Here is an 18,479-nt window from a genome sequence, read left to right as displayed (position 1 = left end):
GACCCGTCAATGATCCCACAAATTTCTCAGGCACCTGGCGTCGTTCAGCTGGTGCTCAGCTATTTAGCATCACTGGAGCAACAGGGCTTTACCGGCGATACCGCCACCAGCTACGCAGACCGCCTGACCATGGCGACCGACAACAGTATTTACCAACTACTGCCGGATGCGGTGCTTTTCCCTCGTTCAACCGCCGACGTCACGCTGATTACCCGCGTGGCCTCCGAAGAGCGCTTTAAATCTCTGGTGTTTACCCCGCGCGGCGGCGGCACCGGCACCAACGGTCAGTCGCTGAACGGCGGCATCGTGGTGGACATGTCCCGCTACATGAATCGCATTATCGAAATCAACCCGGAACAAGGTTGGGTGCGGGTGGAAGCCGGCGTAATTAAAGACCAGCTCAACCAGTTCCTGAAGCCGCACGGCTACTTCTTTGCCCCGGAATTGTCGACCAGTAACCGCGCTACCCTGGGCGGCATGATCAATACCGACGCCTCCGGGCAGGGATCGCTGGTGTACGGTAAAACCTCCGATCATGTGCTGGGCGTGCGCGCCGTGCTGATGGACGGTGAAATTCTGGACACGCACCAGATGGCAACCGGGCTTGCCGAAGAGCTGGGCCGCGAAGAGACATCAAGCGGTAAAATCTACCGCACCGTGCTTGAACGCTGCCGCCAGCAGCGTGAGCTGATTATCGATAAATTCCCCAAACTAAACCGCTTTCTTACCGGCTATGACCTGCGCCACGTCTTTAATGACGATCTGAGCAAGTTCGATTTAACCCGAATTCTTACCGGCTCCGAGGGGACGCTGGCCTTTATCACCGAGGCGAAGCTGGATATCACCCGCCTGCCAAAGGTGCGCCGGCTGGTGAACGTCAAGTATGACTCCTTCGATTCAGCCCTGCGTAATGCGCCCTTTATGGTTGATGCCCGCGCGCTGTCGGTAGAAACCGTCGATTCCAAAGTCCTGAACCTGGCGCGGGAAGATATCGTCTGGCACTCGGTCAGCGAATTGATTACCGACGTGCCGGATAAAGAGATGCTTGGCCTGAATATCGTGGAGTTTGCTGGCGATGACCAGGCGCTTATCGACGGCCAGGTCACTGAGCTATGTGCTCGCCTTGATGCGCTAATGGCCGCAGGCGAGGGCGGGGTGATTGGCTGGCAGGTCTGTGATGAACTGGCCGGTATCGAAAAAATCTACGGCATGCGTAAAAAGGCCGTAGGCCTGTTGGGGAATGCTAAAGGCCAGGCTAAACCGATTCCGTTTGCCGAAGACACCTGCGTGCCGCCGCAGCATCTGGCGGACTACATTGTTGAATTCCGCGCGCTGCTGGACAGCCACGGCCTGAGCTACGGGATGTTTGGCCACGTTGATGCGGGCGTACTGCACGTTCGCCCAGCGCTGGATATGTGCGACCCGCAGCAGGAAATGCTGATGAAAAGCATCTCTGATGACGTGGTGGCGCTGACGGCAAAATACGGCGGTCTGCTGTGGGGCGAGCATGGTAAAGGCTTCCGCGCCGAGTACAGCCCGGCGTTCTTCGGTGAAACGCTGTATGAAGAACTGCGCCGCATTAAAGCTGCGTTTGACCCGGCTAACCGGCTGAACCCAGGGAAAATTTGCCCGCCGCTCGGCGTCGACGACCCGATGATGCAGGTCGATGCCGTTAAGCGCGGGACGTTTGACCGGCAAATCCCGATTGCGGTACGCACTTCCTGGCGCGGCGCGATGGAGTGTAACGGCAACGGCCTGTGCTTTAACTTCGACGTGAAAAGTCCGATGTGCCCGTCGATGAAAATCTCCAGCAACCGTATTCACTCGCCAAAAGGGCGAGCCACGCTGACCCGCGAATGGCTGCGGCTGCTGGCCGAGCGCGGCGTTGACCCGCTTGCGCTTGAGAAACAGCTGCCGGAGCAGCGCGCCAGCCTGCGAGGCCTTATCGAGCGAACCCGCAACTCGTGGCACGCCAGCAAGGGCGAATACGATTTTTCCCACGAAGTGAAAGAGGCGATGTCGGGCTGCCTGGCCTGTAAAGCCTGCTCTACCCAGTGCCCGATTAAAATCGACGTGCCGGAGTTCCGCTCTCGCTTCCTGCAGCTTTACCACACGCGCTATCTGCGCCCGCTGCGCGATCACGTTGTGGCCTCGGTTGAAAGCTATGCGCCGCTGATGGCGCGCGCGCCGAAAACCTTTAACTTCTTTATGAGCCAGCCGTGGGTCCAGAGTTTGTCCCGCAGGCACATCGGCATGGTTGACCTGCCTATGCTGTCCACGCCGACGCTGCAGCAGCAGCTGGTCGGGCACCGCTCAGCCAACGTCACGCTGGAAGAGCTGGAGCGTTACTCAGATGAACAGCGAGCCAAAACGGTGCTGGTGGTGCAGGACCCGTTCACCAGCTATTACGATGCTCAGGTAGTGGCTGATTTTATTAAGCTTGCAGATAAGCTAGGCTTTGAACCTGTAGTGCTGCCGTTTTCGCCGAACGGTAAGGCCCAGCACATTAAAGGATTCCTGCAGCGTTTTGCGCGCACGGCGAGCAAAACGTCTGAGTTCCTGAACCGCATTGCGAAACTGGGTATGCCGATGGTCGGCGTCGATCCGGCGCTGGTTCTGTGCTACCGGGATGAATATAAACAGACATTAGGCGAAGAACGCGGTGATTTTCAGGTTCAGCTGGTGCACGAATGGCTCCAGACTGCGCTGAAAGAACGGGAAGTACAGGGCGCGGGAGGCGAAGCATGGTACCTCTTCGGCCACTGTACCGAAGTAACGGCGTTGCCGGCGACACCGAATCAGTGGGCCGGTATTTTTGCTCGTTTTGGTGCGAAGCTCGAAAGCGTGAGCGTTGGCTGCTGCGGCATGGCTGGCACTTACGGTCACGAGGTGAAAAATCTCGCCAATTCATTGGGCATTTATGAACTCTCCTGGCATCAGGCGATGCAGCGCCTGCCGCGCAACCGCTGTCTGGCAACCGGCTACTCCTGCCGCAGCCAGGTCAAGCGCGTTGAGGGCAACGGCGTACGGCATCCATTACAGGCTCTTCTGGAGATTATCGGATGATTTGGCGACGTGAAGCCACGCTTGCCGCGCTCAATAAAATGGGTGCGAACAACATGGTTGGCCATGTAGGCATTGAGTTTACGCGTTTTGACGACAACGAAATTGAGGCCACCATGCCGGTGGATGAGCGCACCCGGCAGCCGTTTGGCCTGCTGCACGGCGGCGCGTCGGTGGTGCTGGCGGAAACGCTGGGTTCCGTGGCGGGCTACCTGTGCACCGAAGGCGACCAGAAAGTGGTTGGCCTGGAGGTGAACGCCAACCATATCCGCTCGGCTCGGGAAGGCGTGGTGCGCGGCGTTTGTCGCGCGGTGCACGCGGGGCGTCGTCATCAGGTCTGGCAAATTGATATCTACGATCAACAAGACCAGCTGTGCTGCACCTCTCGCCTGACCACGGCGGTGGTGTAAATCACCGGCTAAAATCATCCCACGCTTAGCCTTCAGGGGCGCGGGATGATTTTAATTTGTTATTATTTCCTTAAAAAACTATATATCCACTACCCATTTTGCTAAAAAGCCTGCTTCAGGAAATTTTCAGGCTTAAGGAAAAACGATGTGGATATTGCTGGCAGCAGCTTTACTGGTATTACAATTTAATAAAAAGATTTCTCTCGGGTTATTACTGGCAACGGTGATATGGGGTGCCGTTGACGGCGTACTCGACGGGCAGGGGCTGGCTTCACTGGCGATAATCACCGTTCTTGCCGTCGCTTATTTAAAAGCCGTAAACAGAAAACCCGTTCGCTGTGCGCTTGAGCTTTTACTGGTCGCCGCCGCGCTAGCGCTGACCGTTCATGTTATTCCCGGTTTCCATAATCCAAAGGTGCTGGACTCGGTGAGTGCCGGGCCGCAAAGCGCGCCTTTCTCGATGTATTACAACTTCGACAAAGCGCTGGTGCCGTTTATTTTGCTGGTGGTGATGAAGTCGCTCTTCGTCAGCGCCCCAAAACATCAGCCCGCTAAGCCCGGGTGGATGCTGCTGGTTGCTTTGATTCCGGGGCTGTTGCTATTGGCGGTAGCGCTGGGTGGCTTAAAGATTGAGCCTCATTTCCCGCAATGGTTGTTGCCGTTCCTGTTTGCCAATATTTTCTTCGTTTCCCTAGCGGAAGAGGCGCTCTTCCGGGGTTATCTCCAGCAGCGTTTATCCGGCTTTATGCACCCGGTTATAGCGCTAATTATTTCAGCCGCAATATTCGGCGGGCTGCATTTCGCCGGTGGGCCGCTGCTGATTATTTTTGCCGCGTTGGCGGGGCTTATTTACGGCCTGGCCTGGATGTGGAGCGGGCGGCTGTGGGTGGCCGTGGCATTTCACGTCGGGCTGAATATCATCCATTTATTGCTGTTTACCTATCCTGTTTTGCAGCACACACCGCATTGATACTGCGGCTATGGCATCGGGAGCATTTTCCGATGCCATAGCAAAAAAAGAACACCTCATCGCTTTAACAACCGAATAATCAGCCATGCGCTGCCCGCGACGGCACACAGCAAGCCGAGCACAGGGAAAACTGGGATACCGAACAGCGTCCAGTTCAGCCCGAACAGCCACGGCGTGACCACGACCGTCAGGGCGGCTAAAACAATAGCGAGAGCCAACGTGGAAGCGGCCCGTTCAAGCGACTTTCCGAGCTGGTTAATATTCTCTACGTTAATGTCTGCGTGTAATTTACCGTGCCGTAGCCTGTGCATCACAAGGCGCAGGGTTTGCGGTAGCGCATCGCTAGTTTCCAGAAGCTGGTTGCCAAGTTTAAGCAGGCGCCTGCGGCTCCCGAGGCGGGTATAGCGGTTTAACATCTCCCGCTTAATCACCGGGCGAAGAATGCGGATAATGTCGAACTGCGGATCCATTTTCAGCAATACGCCGTCCGCGGTGATCAGCGCCTTAAACAACAAAACTAAATCAGGCGGCAGCGCCAGCTGGAATTCCCGGGCGGTGGAAAGCATATCGGTCAGTGCTTTCCCCAGCTGTAGCGGGAGGTTGCCCTGTTTTTGCAGAAAATAGCTGGCTGCAAGTTCCAGTTCGGTAAGAGCTAATGCATCCTGGCCACACCACGCGATGAGGGCATCGACAATACCGCTGGCGTCACGCTCGCTGATGGCATAAATCAACGATAACAGCTCGTCGCGCCGCTCCGGGCTCAGGCTTCCTACCATGCCGAAATCGATAAAGCCGACCCGGTTACCTGGCAGAGCCATAACGTTGCCGGGATGCGGATCGGCGTGGTAAGCCCGCAGTTTAAAGAGCATATTGATAAACGCCGTCGCGCCTTTATGCGCCAGTAGCGGGCCGTCGAACCCGGCGGCGGCAAGCTGCTGCCCGTCAACCGGCGCCACGCCGGGTAAAAATGCCTGCACCATCAGCGTGGGGTGACACCACTCCCAATAAATCCTCGGGATGGCGACGTCGTCAGAGTCGGCGAAAAACTGATAAATCTTTTCCCCGTTGGCCGCCTCGTGGCAAAAATCCAGCTCCTGATTCAGGGCGTTTTCCAGATACCGCACCAGCATCACCGGCTGAAAGCGAGCCAGCCCCGCGCTCTGCTGCTCCAGACTTTCCGCCAGGTAGCGCAGTAAACGCAGGTCGGCCTTGAGAGGCGTTTCAATGCCGGGGCGCTGAATTTTGACGATAACCTCGTCGCCGTTTTTTAGCGTGGCCCGGTGAATTTGTGCTATCGAACCGCTGGCCAGCGGGGTTTCATCGAAGGCGGCGAAAACCTCCGCAGGCGAAGCCCCGAGCGTCGCCACGACGAAGGGTTCAAGCTTTGGCCAGGTCAGAGGGCTGGCGCCTGAATTTAACTGGCTAAGCGCTTCCGTCCATGCGGGTTCAAGCAGGTCGCTGCGGGTCGAGAGGATTTGCCCGAGTTTAACGAACGTCGGACCCAGTTCTTCCAGCGCTGCGCACAGGCGCTGCGGCATCGGTAAAGCATCGTGTTGGCTGCCGCCACGTATTTTGTCATGCAGCGAGGCCAGACCCAGAAAACGCACAATGTCCTGCAATCCATAGCGGAGTAAAACGCCGGTGATTTCCTGCAGCCTCACGCGATCGCGGGCGGTAACCATAATCATTTTCAGCATCAGGCTAAGCTCCTTTTTTCTTAACAGGAGAATAGTTGATAAATCAGAAGAGGGAATTGCGCCGGGGATACAACAAATGCTGTGACTGAAGTAAACCGGATGAGCGAAAAGCCTGAGTTGTATCTGAAGTTTGCTCAGGGTACTGCCACTGATGTGGCAGTACTTATTGATTTGGCGTCACCAGGAGAAAGTGACTCCATTTTCTATTTCAAGGATTTATAGTAGATGATGTGTAAGTTGTATCTCGGTGTTTTCCATAAAGTAGGGATACAATTTTTTTACCAATAGCAATTGAAGGTTTTTCAACAAAGTAATAAACCGGTATGGCAAAAGCAATCGATACTGATAGCAATAACAGGAATCGTGGAACGCCCAAAGACTCCGGATAGATAGTAAGAACGGAAGAGTTATTGTCGAATATCCCTATTGCAATAACGTGAGTGAGATAAAGTGAGTACGATATTTCACCCAGGAAAAGCAGTGTCTTATTTATCGTCGGTGATGTTAGTTCATAGGCGAGACATCCCGTTATAAGTATTATCGCCCAAAAACCGTACCCGGAAAGCCCAATGCCAGACTTATAGCCTGACAGGAATAATACGGTATATAAACTACTGCAAACAAAAAACACATAAAGGCAAAGGTTTTTGTTTATCGCTATATTACTGTTTCTGATTGCATCATAAATACTGTAAATCCACATGCCGCATACAAACAGAAGCATCATTGGTGAGCCAAGGGTGTAGCCAATTACCGTCATAACACTGCGGTCTGTTTGGGTGACAGGAATGATGCCGGAAAGATTTATGCCACCAGTTTGTAATATCGTAGAATATAGATAGATAGAAATTATTATTGCTGAACAGATTTTGACTCTGTGCTTGTGTGATGCTGCCAGAGCTACCGTGAATAATGCGTAGAATGTGACTTCAAAAAGAAGTGTCCAGGCAGGGAAAAGTAAATTATATCCGAAGTAAGGGGCGCTTCCGCTGTAGTCGCGCGGCAGAAGAAATGCCGAGCGAACAAATGCATCAATGTGAAATTCAGGAAATACAAATAGTTGATACGCAATAAGCGAGACAAAGAATAATGGGTAGACTCTGAATAATCTGCGAATTGCAAATTTCCCAACTTTATTTTCTTCGTTTTTTTTAGAAGAGAGGCAAATTATAAATCCGCTTATAACAAAGAACAGATCTACGCCAGCAGGGCCGCTTAAGAAAAGCAAATCTCCGAGATTACTTTGCGCATAAACTCCATTAAGCGTACCTCTGATGTGAAACATCACGACAATAAGCGCAGCGATGCCCCTAAGCATCTGAATTGTGAGAACCATGAAAATTAACCTTCGAAAAATTTAATGAATGATAACAGTTCATTTACGAGCTGGTAACGGACAAAATTGATAGGTCATCCATGGGTAAAAAAGTTAGCGAAAAGCAAATTAAAATTTATATGCCATTGATTTTTATTGATTTAATTTTATTTTTCGAGGCGGAGGAGGCGACTTTTTTGGGGGCGCTATAGAGACATTCGGAGGCCTGGAGGCACAAAAAAGGCTCTATTACTTCTTATTTGTCTTAAGGCGAAGCTTTCTAACCCCCCCGTTCTGTATCTAAGTACCAGATTTTAAGCTTTTCGAGCCTCCAATCACATAAATAGATATTTTCTATACATCTTTTCCCTTGCCTGACTCAGTCGTTTTTCATCTTTGATATTTCCTTTTACACCAGTGGCTTAAACAGCTCTTTTCGCCATCTGCAAGAGTTTCGTGACGGTCTATCCTTAGTAAAGACGCCCAAAAAACCAGCGTTTCGCGAATACCCCTGTTTTCATAACGTTGTATTGATAATTGTTATCATTAACATAAGGGTATCGGCCTTCGGGCGCAGAGAATGATGAGGTGAAGAATGGATGTGCAAACCGGTTCCTTTGACCCTAATGATTTTGCCTGGCAGGGGCTAACCCTGACCCCGGCCGCCAGCGCGCATATTCGCGATCTGGCCGCAAAACAACCCGAGCTCAAGGGCATCCGCCTGAGTATCAAGCAGACGGGCTGCGCTGGCTTTGGCTACGTGCTGGATACCGTCACCGAGCCGAAGCCGGACGATCTGGTCTATGAGTTTGACGGTGCCCGTCTGTGGGTGCCCCTTTCCGCCATGCCTTTTATCGACGGCACGGAAGTGGATTACGTGCGTGAAGGCCTGAATCAGATTTTTAAATTTAATAACCCGAAAGCGCAGCACGAATGCGGCTGCGGCGAAAGCTTTGGGGTATAGGCGGTACTATGTCTCGTAATACTGAAGCAACTGACGATGTCAAAACCTGGACCGGCAACCTCAATTATAAAGAGGGCTTTTTCACCGAGCTGCAGACCGAGCAGCTGGCGAAGGGCATAAATGAAGAGGTGGTTCGGGCAATCTCTGCCCGTCGTAACGAGCCAGACTGGATGCTCGAGTTTCGTCTCAACGCCTTCCATGCATGGTTAAAAATGGAAGAGCCGCACTGGCTCAAGGCGAACTACGACAAACTGAATTACCAGGATTACAGCTATTACTCTGCGCCATCCTGCGGGAGCTGCGACGACACCTGTGCGTCCCAGCCCGGCGCCGTGCAGCAGCCGCCTAACGCTTTCCTGACAAACGAAGTCGAAGACGCGTTCAAGCAACTGGGCGTGCCGGTGCGCGAAGGCAGCGAAGTGGCGGTTGACGCCATTTTTGACTCCGTTTCGGTCGCAACCACTTACCGTGAAAAACTCTCTGAACAGGGCATTATTTTCTGCTCCTTCGGCGAGGCGATTCACGATTACCCTGAACTGGTCAAAAAATACCTGGGTACCGTGGTGCCGTCTAACGATAACTTCTTCGCCGCGCTTAATGCCGCGGTGGCCTCCGACGGCACCTTTATTTACATCCCGAAAGGCGTGCGCTGCCCGATGGAGCTGTCCACCTATTTCCGGATCAATGCGGAAAAAACCGGCCAGTTCGAACGCACGATTCTGGTGGCGGATGAAGGTAGCTATGTGAGCTACATCGAAGGTTGCTCCGCGCCGGTGCGCGACAGCTATCAGCTTCACGCTGCGGTGGTGGAAGTGATTATTCACCGCGATGCGGAAGTGAAATACTCCACGGTGCAAAACTGGTTCCCGGGGGATAACAACACCGGCGGCATTCTGAACTTCGTCACCAAACGCGCCCTGTGCGAAGGTGAGAACAGCAAGATGTCCTGGACGCAGTCGGAAACCGGCTCCGCCATCACCTGGAAGTATCCGAGCGTGATCCTGCGGGGCGATAACTCCATCGGCGAGTTTTTCTCCGTGGCGCTAACCTCCGGTCATCAGCAGGCGGATACCGGCACCAAAATGATCCACATCGGCAAGAACACCAAATCGACGATCATTTCGAAGGGGATCTCCGCCGGCCATAGCCAGAACAGCTATCGTGGCCTGGTGAAGATCATGCCCACCGCGACCAACGCCCGTAACTTCACCCAGTGCGACTCGATGTTGATCGGGCCGGACAGCGGGGCGCACACCTTCCCGTACGTGGAGTGCCGCAACAACACGGCGCAGCTGGAGCACGAAGCCACCACGTCGCGCATTGGTGAAGATCAGCTGTTCTACTGTCTGCAGCGCGGTATCAGTGAAGATGACGCCATCTCGATGATCGTCAACGGGTTCTGCAAAGACGTGTTCTCAGAGTTACCGCTCGAATTCGCGGTGGAAGCACAAAAATTATTAGCCATCAGCCTCGAACACAGCGTCGGTTAAGGATTAAGGGAAAACTATGTTAAGCATTAAAGATTTACAGGTCAGCGTTGAGGATAAAGAGATCCTGCGTGGCTTAAACCTCGAAGTGAAGCCGGGCGAAGTCCACGCCATTATGGGGCCAAACGGCTCCGGCAAAAGTACCTTATCCGCCACGCTTGCCGGGCGCGAAGACTATGAAGTGACCGGCGGTTCGGTGCAGTTCAACGGCAAAGACTTGCTGGAACTGTCGCCGGAAGACCGCTCCGGCGAAGGTATTTTTATGGCCTTCCAGTACCCGGTGGAAATTCCCGGCGTCAGTAACCAGTTCTTCCTGCAAACCGCGCTGAATGCGGTGCGGGAATACCGGGGTCTTGAGTCGCTGGATCGCTTTGATTTTCAGGATTTGATGGAAGAGAAAATCAAGCTGCTGCAAATGCCGGAAGATTTACTCACCCGTTCGGTGAACGTCGGCTTCTCCGGCGGTGAGAAAAAGCGTAACGACATCCTGCAAATGGCGGTGCTGGAGCCCGAGCTATGCATCCTCGATGAAACCGACTCCGGGCTGGATATTGATGCGCTTAAAATTGTTGCCGAAGGCGTTAACTCGCTGCGCGACGGAAAGCGTTCATTTATCGTGGTTACCCACTACCAGCGCATTCTGGACTACATCAAGCCGGACTTTGTTCACGTGCTGTATCAGGGGCGCATCGTGAAATCTGGCGATTTCAGCCTGGTGAAACAACTGGAGGAGCAGGGTTATGGCTGGCTTACCGAACAGCAGTAACGGCAACGCGCTCCAGCAGTGGCATCATCTGTTTGAAGCTCAGGGAACCGGCCGTTCGCAGGTGGCTCAGCAGCATATGCAGCAGCTGTTGCGTCTGGGGTTACCGACGCGCAAGCATGAAAACTGGAAGTACACGCCGCTCGATGGGTTACTGAACAACCAGTTTGTACTTGCGCCTCAGTCGCCTATAAGTGCACAACAGCGTGACGAGCTTGCCCTGCCTGTAGACGCGCTGCGGCTGGTGTTTGTGGACGGACATTTCAGCGCAGAACTGAGTGATGACATCGCTGACAGCGGTTTTGTGATTAGCATTGATGATAACCGCCAGACGCTGCCCGCGCCCGTTCAGGGAGAAGTCTTCCTGCATCTGACGGAAAGCCTGGCGGAGACCGTGACGCATATCCGCGTGGCGCGTAACACGCAGCCTGAAAAAGCGCTGTTGCTGATGCACGTCACGCGCGGTAGCGCGGCGCAGGAGATGGCGACGGCGCATTACCGCCACCACCTGACCCTTGAGCAGGGCGCTCAGGCCACGGTGATTGAGCACTTTGTCAGCCTTGACGAGGCGGCGCATTTTACCGGCGCACGGTTTACCGCCGAAGTGGCCGCCAACGCGCAGCTCAGCCACTACAAGCTGGCGTTTGAAAATGCCGCCAGCTACCACTTTGCGCACAACGATCTGCTGATTGAGCAGGACTCAACGGTAAGCAGCAACAGCTTCCTGTTAGGGGCCGCAGTGCTGCGCCACAACACCAGCACGCAGCTTAACGGCGAAAACAACCAGTTGCATATCAATAGCCTGGCGCTGCCGGTGAACAACGAAGTGTGCGATACCCGAACCTGGCTTGAGCATAACAAAGGCTACTGCAACAGCCGCCAGCTGCATAAAACCATCGTGCGTGATAAAGGCCGGGCGGTGTTTAACGGCATGATCAAAGTGGCACAGCACGCGATCAAAACTGACGGACAGATGACCAACAACAACCTGTTGCTTGGCCGCCTGGCGGAAGTGGACACCAAGCCACAGCTGGAAATCTACGCCGATGACGTGAAGTGCAGCCATGGCGCGACCATTGGGCGCATTGATGACGAACAGATGTTCTACCTGCGCTCCCGCGGCATCAGCGAACAGGCTGCGCAGCAGATGATAATTTTCGCCTTTGCCGCAGAGCTTACTGAAAGTATTCGCGACGAGGCCTTAAAACAGCAGGTGCTGGCGCGTATCGCTCAGCGATTTGCAGGGGGCCAGGCATGAGTTTTTCTATTGAGCAGGTCAGGGCCGATTTCCCGATTCTGAGCCGCGAGGTCAACGGGCAACCGCTTGCCTATCTGGACAGCGCGGCCAGCGCGCAGAAGCCGCAGATTGTTATCGACGCCGAGCTTGAATTTTATCGTAATGGGTATGCCGCAGTGCACCGGGGCATTCACACGCTGAGCGCGGAAGCAACCACGCTGATGGAAAACGTGCGCAGCCAGGCAGCGCAGTTTATCAACGCCGCTAAGCCGGAAGAGATCGTCTTTGTGCGTGGCACCACCGAGGGGATAAACCTCGTGGCCAACAGCTGGGGCAATGCTAACGTGCAGGCCGGGGATAACATCATCATCAGTGCCATGGAGCACCACGCGAACATCGTGCCGTGGCAGATGCTGTGTGAGCGTACCGGCGCAGAGTTGCGCGTCATTCCGCTGAATCAGGACGGCACGCTGCAGCTTGATGTCTTCCCGACGCTGATTGACGATCGCACAAAACTGCTGGCGATTGCCCATGTTTCTAACGTGCTTGGCACCGAAAACCCGGTGAAAGAGATGATCGCCACTGCGCATCAGGCGGGCGTCAAAGTCCTCGTGGATGGTGCTCAGGCGGTGATGCACCACGCCACCGATGTTGCGGCGCTGGACTGCGATTTTTATCTTTTCTCCGGGCACAAAATTTACGGGCCAACGGGGATTGGCGTGCTGTACGTGAAAGAAGCCATTCTGCAGGATATGCCGCCGTGGGAAGGCGGTGGGTCGATGATTGCTACCGTCAGCCTGACCGCGGGGACGACTTACGCCGCCGCCCCGTGGCGCTTTGAAGCTGGGACGCCAAACACGGCTGGCATTATCGGCCTTGGGGCAGCGTTGAGCTACGTTGAAGGGCTGGGCATGGACGCGATTGGCGAGTATGAGCGCAACCTGATGCGCTATGCTCAACACGCGCTGCAGGCCGTGCCTGATTTGACCATCTATGGCCCGGCGGAGCGCCGTGGTGTGTTGGCGTTTAATCTCGGGAAACATCATGCCTATGACGTCGGCAGCTTCCTCGACAACTACGGCATTGCGGTTCGCACCGGACACCATTGCGCCATGCCGCTGATGGCGTTCTATAGCGTACCGGCCATGTGCCGCGCCTCCTTTGCCATGTACAATACCGAACAAGAAGTGGATCGCCTGGTCGCCGGCCTGCAGCGCATCCACAGCCTGTTAGGATAACGGAGACGGTCATGGCCACGCTGCCGGATAAAGACAAACTGCTAAAAAACTTCAGCCGCTGCGCGAACTGGGAAGAGAAGTATCTCTACATAATTGAACTGGGCAGCCGCCTGCCGGAGCTGGCGGCGGAGCAGCACAAGCCTGAGCATATTATTCAGGGCTGCCAGAGTCAGGTGTGGATAGTCATGCACCAGCAGCCCGATGGAGTGATTACCCTTGAAGGTGACAGCGACGCCGCTATTGTTAAAGGGCTGATCGCCATCGTATTTATTCTCTATCAGCAGATGACGCCGCAGGATATCGTGGCGTTTGATGTGCGCCCGTGGTTTGAAAAAATGGCGCTCACCCAGCATCTGACCACCTCACGCTCTCAGGGGCTGGAAGCGATGATTCGCGCAATTCGCAACCAAGCCACCAATCTTCTTTAAGTTAGCTAAACTTAATCATACCTATGGTCCTGTTTTGCGAGGCGGTTTTCTGCCTCGCTTGTCTTTCAGCCTGCTGGTGCCCGCCAGCGCGACTACAGGAATAAAAAGTATGAAATACGCGTCTTTACTCACACTAGCCATTATCGGCGCACTGAGCGCCATTCAGCCCGCTTTAGCCCTTGATTATCCCTTACCGCCGGAAGACAGCCGCCTGATTGGTCAAAACCAGACTTATACCGTGCAGGCAGGGGATCGTAACCTGCAGGCTATTGCCCGGCGTTTTGACACTGGCGCTATGCTGCTGTTGGAGGCCAATAACACTATTGCGCCTGTGCCAAAACCCGGCACGGTGCTGACCATCCCCAGCCAGCTACTGCTGCCGGACGTGCCGCGCGAGGGGATTGTGGTGAATCTTGCTGAGCTGCGGCTGTATTACTTCCCGCCGGGCCAAAACATTGTGCAGGTTTATCCGATTGGTATTGGTCTGCAGGGGCTGGAAACGCCGCTGATGACCACCAGGATTGGGCAAAAGATCCCGAACCCGACCTGGACACCTACCGCCGGCATTCGCCAGCGATCCCTGGAGAAAGGGATCAAGCTGCCGCCTGTCGTGCCTGCCGGGCCGAATAACCCGCTGGGGAGATTCGCCATGCGGCTGGCCTACGGCAATGGTGAATATCTGATTCACGGCACGAGCGCGCCGGATAGCGTGGGGCTGCGCGTTAGCTCAGGCTGTATCAGGATGAATGCCCCCGATATTAAAGCGCTGTTTGAGCAAACGAGAACCGGCACCACTGTGCGGGTAATTAACGATCCGGTGAAATTCTCCGTTGAGCCAAACGGCGTTCGTTATGTCGAAGTTCATCGACCTCTTTCTCAGGATGAGCAGCAGAACACGCAAACTATGCCTTACGTGCTCCCCGCTGGTTTTAGCGAGTTCCGGGCTGGTAACGGTGTGGAGAAGGCGTTAGTAGAGCAGGCGCTTTACAGGCGCGCAGGGTACCCGGTGGTAGTTTCTGCGGGGCAAACACCTGCGGCAACGACGGCGGTGCAGTCTGCCAGGAATGGCGTGGTAAATGCTGAAGAGGCTACGAGCGCGACGCAGTAGCAGGTGGGATAAATGACAGGCAAAAAAAATGGCGCACATTGTGCGCCATTTTATACCAGTGACTCTTACTTACGGTAAGAGTGAGCCTGGTTGTCCAGACGCTGGTTAGCGCGAGCGGCGTCGTCTTTAGCAGCCTGAACGTCAGAACGCACTGCGTTCACGTCGTTGCTCAGCTGATCAACTTTAGCGTTCAGAGTCTGAACGTCAGAAGACAGTTGATCGATTTTAGCGTTAGAAGAACAACCTGCCAGCATAGTAGAAGCCAGGATTACCGCGCCCAGTACCAGTTTAGTACGATTCATTATTAATACCCTCTAGATTGAGTTAATCTCCATGTAGCGTTACAAGTATTACACAAACTTTTTTGTGATGAGAATAATTTTTTGTCGGGAATACCCCTAAATTTGATCGTTCGCTCAAAGAAGCACCGAACGGAGCTGGAAAGTTAAAAAAAAGAGAGAAAACAGGGGAATTTCATCGGATTCATCTTAATTAAGAGTAAGCTTAAATAGTAAAATCCGATTTGCATTTTTATTAAGATCTGACTGCAAGTGATATAAAAAAAGCGCCCTAAGGCGCTTTTTTGGCAATTAAACTTGTTAACAAGTCAATTACAGAACGTGTACCGAGGCGGTGTTAGTGGTGCCGCTTGGAACCAGCGCACCGGAAACCATCACCACGATGTCGCCTTTACGAGCCAGGCCACTTTCCAGCGCGACTTCTTTACCCAGGCGGTAGAAGTCGTCGGTGGAGGCGATTTCTTTCACCATCTGGGTGACAACGCCTTTGCTCAACACCAGCTGACGCGCGGTCACTTCGTTGGTGGTCAGCGCCAGAATGGTCGCGTTCGGGAAGTATTTACGTACGGCTTTAGCGGATTTGCCGCCCTGGGTTGCAACCACGATCAGCGGTGCTTCCAGTTTTTCTGCAGTTTCAACCGCGCCACGGCAAACGGCTTCGGTGATGCGCAGTTTACGGCTGTCGTTGCTGTTGTCCAGGCGGCTGGTCATCACGCGGTCGGTACGCTCGCAGATAGTTGCCATGATGGTCACGGCTTCCAGCGGGTATTTACCTTTTGCAGACTCACCGGACAGCATCACTGCGTCGGTGCCGTCGATGATGGCGTTAGCAACGTCACCGGCTTCCGCACGGGTAGGGCGCGGGTTTTTGATCATGGAGTCGAGCATCTGGGTTGCGGTGATAACCACTTTACGTGCACGAACGCATTTCTCGATCATCATCTTCTGCGCGAAGATAACTTCTTCCACCGGGATTTCAACGCCCAGGTCGCCACGAGCAACCATGATGCCGTCAGACGCTTCGAGGATCTCGTCGAAGTTGTTCAGGCCTTCCTGGTTTTCGATTTTGGAGATGATCTGGATCTTCTCGCCGCCGTGGGCTTTCAGGTGCTCACGGATTTCAACCACGTCAGAACGTTTACGGATAAAGGAAGCTGCCACGAAGTCAACGCCCTGCTCGCAGCCGAAGATCAGATCCTGTTTGTCTTTCTCAGCCAGCGCCGGCAGCGCGATGGACACGCCCGGCAGGTTAACCCCTTTGTTCTCGCCGAGGTCGCCGTTGTTCAGCACTTTACAGATAACTTTGTTGCCTTCGATAGCGGTAACTTCCATGCCGATCAGGCCATCGTCCACCAGAACGGTGTTGCCAACGGTCAGATCATTGGTGAAGCCTTCGTAGGTCACTGCCACGATTTCGCTGTTGCCAACCACGGATTTGTCGGTGGTGAAGGTGAAGGTCTGGCCAGCTTTCAGGGAGACGTCGTTACCGCCTTCCAGCTTGATGGTACGGATTTCTGGCCCTTTGGTGTCCAGCAGGATAGCGGCTTTTTTACCGGTTTTAGCAACCACATTGCGCAGGTTTTTAATGCGCTGGCCGTGTTCTTCATAGTCACCGTGGGAGAAGTTCAGACGCATAACGTTCATGCCCGCGTCGAGCATTTTAGTCAGCATCTCTTCGGATTCGGTTTTTGGACCGATGGTGCAAACGATTTTAGTCTTTTTCATGACAGTCTTATCTATAAGTTGAGGAGGATTGTTGAAATCGTGTTCCGGGAGACCGGGCTGCCGGAGCTTAAAAGAATACTGTGGTGTTGAAAGTGGCACCTGGTAAGGATAGGTGACAGAAATAAAGCGTGCAGAGGAAAGTGTGCTTGTGGTTCAGCAGGGGAGAGCGTTAGACGATGTTGTTGTATAAAAAAGGAGTCCAATGAGCTGAAACCATTCAAGTTAAGAACGGGCGTAGTATAGATAAATCTGGCTGGAAAAGGAATCAAAACCGTTGATTCAGCGACGGAGTGCACAGTTTTACAGCGAGTTGTTATAGGCGCGTTGCCAGATGTTTGAGAGTTTTGAGAAATGATGAAAACAAAAAGAAATGGTGCGTTCAATTGGACTCGAACCAACGACCCCCACCATGTCAAGGTGGTGCTCTAACCAACTGAGCTATGAACGCATTTAACACGATTGATAAAACGATAACCGACTGAATTGATTATTGTTTTAACTTCTTAAGCGAGAAGTGACAACATTATGACGGGCGATCGGGATGTTGACAAGCCCCGCAGATACCGTCTGATGAATGTTTGAGCTTTTTATGCTTGTTCTGGCTGGCGTTTCAATCTGGCTGCTGATAAAACCGTTTCTTCTCCGACAGTCAGAGGCATTTTTATGATAACCATTATTGGCGCTGGTGTAGCGGGGCCGCTGCTGGCTTACATGTTGCACCGCCAGGGTATTGCGGTCTGTATTCTTGAGGCTGATGCTTCTCTCGATTCACGCCATCAGGGTGGCATGCTCAATCTGAACGAAGGCACGGGGAAACCTGCACTTCGAGCGGCGGGATTGTATGAAGCCGCAATGGCTCTGGTGTTGGAGGGGGCGGATGCAACTCTGATGCGTGATAAAAACGGCCATATCTTGTATCAGGATGAAGGTGATGGCTCCCGCCCGGAAGTTGACCGCGGCGCGTTGCGCAAACTGGTGGTAGAGGCGTTGCCCAAGGGGATCATCCGTTGGAACAGCCGGGTAACGTCAGTCGAACGACAGGGCACAGGCTTTCTTCTCCAGCTAGAGAACGGCAGTACGCATGTTTGTGATGCCCTGGTAGGCGCCGATGGTGCGTGGTCGAAAGTCAGGTCTTTGTTAACGGGACAGAAACCGCTTTATTCCGGAATAACCTTTGTTGAGCTGCGTTACCCGAACGTAAGCCAGCAATATCCTGCGGTGAAAGCGCTGGTGGGCAAGGGGTCGCTGTTTGCTCTGAGTGAAGGTCGGGGCATCATGGCGCACTGTGAACCCGGTGACGAGGTTTCAGCCTATGCCGCCATTCCGGTGCCGGAAGCGCAATCTCGCGGGGGCTTTTCCCATGATGAACTGGTTGAACACTTCCGCGAATGGGGCGAATGTTACCGCGAGATGTTAGTGCAAAGTGAGGGGCCGATGGTTACCAGGCCAATCTATGTGCTACCCACCGGGGAGTTCTGGGCGGCAAAGGGAAACGTAACCCTAATTGGCGACGCCGCGCATGTCATGTCGCCTTTTGCCGGGGAGGGCGTGAATCTGGCCATGGCAGATGCGGTCGATCTCGCCCATGCTGTTGCTGCCCGGCCCACGAATCTGCCCGCCGCATTCAGGGCGTATCAGGAGGCAATGGCCGCGCGAACCGAGCGCTTTCAGCGGGAGTCTGCGGCGAATTTTGCGATGGGGTTCGCGGCTGATGCTCCCCGGGAGCTGCTGGCGTTGTTCACCGGGTTAGCATCGCAGGAGGCTGAGCAATAATC

15 protein-coding genes and 1 tRNA gene are annotated in these 18,479 nt (G+C 53.9%); 11 read left to right on the top strand and 5 right to left on the bottom strand.

Annotated features, from left to right (window positions below; genetic code table 11):
- Window positions 1–9: 9 nt before the first annotated feature.
- From ydiJ to F3J29_RS08170, 3 genes are all read left to right on the top strand, one after another.
- A complete protein-coding gene (gene ydiJ, locus F3J29_RS08180) occupies window positions 10–3,066 on the top strand; it encodes a D-2-hydroxyglutarate dehydrogenase YdiJ (RefSeq protein WP_166864795.1) in 3,057 nt (1,018 codons plus the stop codon).
- Window positions 3,063–3,473, top strand: coding sequence for a 1,4-dihydroxy-2-naphthoyl-CoA hydrolase (gene menI / locus F3J29_RS08175; RefSeq protein ID WP_008456522.1), 411 nt, complete (start codon window positions 3,063–3,065; stop codon window positions 3,471–3,473). The genes ydiJ and menI overlap by 4 nt, the downstream gene beginning before the upstream one ends.
- A 145-nt stretch (window positions 3,474–3,618) precedes the next feature.
- Window positions 3,619–4,443, top strand: coding sequence for a CPBP family intramembrane glutamic endopeptidase (locus F3J29_RS08170; protein ID WP_166864792.1), 825 nt, complete (start codon window positions 3,619–3,621; stop codon window positions 4,441–4,443).
- A 56-nt stretch (window positions 4,444–4,499) separates the two neighbouring features.
- Here F3J29_RS08170 and F3J29_RS08165 read toward each other — a convergent pair whose 3' ends face one another.
- Together F3J29_RS08165 and F3J29_RS08160 are read right to left on the bottom strand one after the other, a co-directional pair.
- Window positions 4,500–6,140, bottom strand: coding sequence for an ABC1 kinase family protein (locus F3J29_RS08165; protein WP_166864789.1), 1,641 nt, complete (start codon window positions 6,138–6,140; stop codon window positions 4,500–4,502).
- A gap of 208 nt (window positions 6,141–6,348) precedes the next feature.
- On the bottom strand, window positions 6,349–7,476 hold the full coding sequence (locus F3J29_RS08160; protein ID WP_166864787.1) for an acyltransferase family protein: 1,128 nt from the start codon (window positions 7,474–7,476) through the stop codon (window positions 6,349–6,351).
- A gap of 574 nt (window positions 7,477–8,050) precedes the next feature.
- Here F3J29_RS08160 and sufA point away from each other — a divergent pair.
- The 7 genes from sufA to ldtE all read left to right on the top strand — a co-directional run bounded on the left by sufA (window position 8,051) and on the right by ldtE (window position 14,680).
- Window positions 8,051–8,419 (top strand): Fe-S cluster assembly scaffold SufA, encoded by a 369-nt coding sequence (sufA, locus tag F3J29_RS08155; protein WP_039292468.1) that lies wholly within the window; start codon window positions 8,051–8,053, stop codon window positions 8,417–8,419.
- An 8-nt stretch (window positions 8,420–8,427) separates the two neighbouring features.
- Complete coding sequence (gene sufB / locus F3J29_RS08150; RefSeq protein WP_061274056.1) at window positions 8,428–9,909, top strand: Fe-S cluster assembly protein SufB; 1,482 nt, start codon at window positions 8,428–8,430, stop codon at window positions 9,907–9,909.
- Window positions 9,910–9,925: 16 nt separating this feature from the next.
- Window positions 9,926–10,672, top strand: a complete 747-nt coding sequence (gene sufC / locus F3J29_RS08145; RefSeq protein ID WP_008456510.1) for a Fe-S cluster assembly ATPase SufC — start codon at window positions 9,926–9,928, stop codon at window positions 10,670–10,672.
- The gene (sufD, locus tag F3J29_RS08140; RefSeq protein WP_166864784.1) at window positions 10,647–11,927 is read left to right on the top strand and encodes a Fe-S cluster assembly protein SufD; all 1,281 of its coding nucleotides are present in this window, start codon (window positions 10,647–10,649) and stop codon (window positions 11,925–11,927) included. Before sufC ends, sufD begins: the two co-directional genes overlap by 26 nt.
- A complete protein-coding gene (gene sufS / locus F3J29_RS08135) occupies window positions 11,924–13,144 on the top strand; it encodes a cysteine desulfurase SufS (RefSeq protein WP_166864781.1) in 1,221 nt (406 codons plus the stop codon). The genes sufD and sufS overlap by 4 nt, the downstream gene beginning before the upstream one ends.
- 11 nt (window positions 13,145–13,155) lie before the next feature.
- Entirely contained in the window at window positions 13,156–13,572 is a 417-nt protein-coding gene (gene sufE / locus F3J29_RS08130) for a cysteine desulfuration protein SufE (RefSeq protein ID WP_166864779.1), read from the top strand.
- 109 nt (window positions 13,573–13,681) lie between these two features.
- A complete protein-coding gene (ldtE, locus tag F3J29_RS08125; protein ID WP_166864777.1) occupies window positions 13,682–14,680 on the top strand; it encodes a L,D-transpeptidase LdtE in 999 nt (332 codons plus the stop codon).
- 65 nt (window positions 14,681–14,745) lie between these two features.
- On the opposite strand, the gene F3J29_RS08120 is transcribed toward ldtE, so the two are convergent.
- The 3 genes from F3J29_RS08120 to F3J29_RS08110 all read right to left on the bottom strand — a co-directional run bounded on the left by F3J29_RS08120 (window position 14,746) and on the right by F3J29_RS08110 (window position 17,152).
- A complete protein-coding gene (locus tag F3J29_RS08120; RefSeq protein WP_008456504.1) occupies window positions 14,746–14,982 on the bottom strand; it encodes a major outer membrane lipoprotein in 237 nt (78 codons plus the stop codon).
- Window positions 14,983–15,291: 309 nt separating this feature from the next.
- Window positions 15,292–16,704 (bottom strand): pyruvate kinase PykF, encoded by a 1,413-nt coding sequence (gene pykF, locus F3J29_RS08115; RefSeq protein WP_166864774.1) that lies wholly within the window; start codon window positions 16,702–16,704, stop codon window positions 15,292–15,294.
- A gap of 371 nt (window positions 16,705–17,075) precedes the next feature.
- Window positions 17,076–17,152 (bottom strand) — tRNA-Val (locus F3J29_RS08110).
- A gap of 215 nt (window positions 17,153–17,367) precedes the next feature.
- Here F3J29_RS08110 and F3J29_RS08105 point away from each other — a divergent pair.
- Window positions 17,368–18,477, top strand: a complete 1,110-nt coding sequence (locus tag F3J29_RS08105) for an FAD-dependent oxidoreductase (RefSeq protein WP_166864771.1) — start codon at window positions 17,368–17,370, stop codon at window positions 18,475–18,477.
- The last annotated feature ends 2 nt before the right edge of the window (window positions 18,478–18,479 follow it).

Source organism: Enterobacter sp. Cy-643 (assembly GCF_011752815.1).
Lineage (GTDB): Bacteria > Pseudomonadota > Gammaproteobacteria > Enterobacterales > Enterobacteriaceae > Cedecea.
This window is presented reverse-complemented; position numbering and strand designations above follow the sequence as displayed.

Excerpts from the sequence above, each read along its gene's own strand:
- ydiJ (WP_166864795.1), top strand. The coding sequence starts at position 10 with ATGATCCCACAAATTTCTCAGGCACCTGGCGTCGTTCAGCTGGTGCTC.
- menI (WP_008456522.1), top strand. The coding sequence starts at position 3,063 with ATGATTTGGCGACGTGAAGCCACGCTTGCCGCGCTCAATAAAATGGGT.
- F3J29_RS08170 (WP_166864792.1), top strand. The coding sequence starts at position 3,619 with ATGTGGATATTGCTGGCAGCAGCTTTACTGGTATTACAATTTAATAAA.
- F3J29_RS08165 (WP_166864789.1), bottom strand. The coding sequence starts at position 6,140 with ATGCTGAAAATGATTATGGTTACCGCCCGCGATCGCGTGAGGCTGCAG.
- F3J29_RS08160 (WP_166864787.1), bottom strand. The coding sequence starts at position 7,476 with ATGGTTCTCACAATTCAGATGCTTAGGGGCATCGCTGCGCTTATTGTC.
- sufA (WP_039292468.1), top strand. The coding sequence starts at position 8,051 with ATGGATGTGCAAACCGGTTCCTTTGACCCTAATGATTTTGCCTGGCAG.
- sufB (WP_061274056.1), top strand. The coding sequence starts at position 8,428 with ATGTCTCGTAATACTGAAGCAACTGACGATGTCAAAACCTGGACCGGC.
- sufC (WP_008456510.1), top strand. The coding sequence starts at position 9,926 with ATGTTAAGCATTAAAGATTTACAGGTCAGCGTTGAGGATAAAGAGATC.
- sufD (WP_166864784.1), top strand. The coding sequence starts at position 10,647 with ATGGCTGGCTTACCGAACAGCAGTAACGGCAACGCGCTCCAGCAGTGG.
- sufS (WP_166864781.1), top strand. The coding sequence starts at position 11,924 with ATGAGTTTTTCTATTGAGCAGGTCAGGGCCGATTTCCCGATTCTGAGC.
- sufE (WP_166864779.1), top strand. The coding sequence starts at position 13,156 with ATGGCCACGCTGCCGGATAAAGACAAACTGCTAAAAAACTTCAGCCGC.
- ldtE (WP_166864777.1), top strand. The coding sequence starts at position 13,682 with ATGAAATACGCGTCTTTACTCACACTAGCCATTATCGGCGCACTGAGC.
- F3J29_RS08120 (WP_008456504.1), bottom strand. The coding sequence starts at position 14,982 with ATGAATCGTACTAAACTGGTACTGGGCGCGGTAATCCTGGCTTCTACT.
- pykF (WP_166864774.1), bottom strand. The coding sequence starts at position 16,704 with ATGAAAAAGACTAAAATCGTTTGCACCATCGGTCCAAAAACCGAATCC.
- F3J29_RS08105 (WP_166864771.1), top strand. The coding sequence starts at position 17,368 with ATGATAACCATTATTGGCGCTGGTGTAGCGGGGCCGCTGCTGGCTTAC.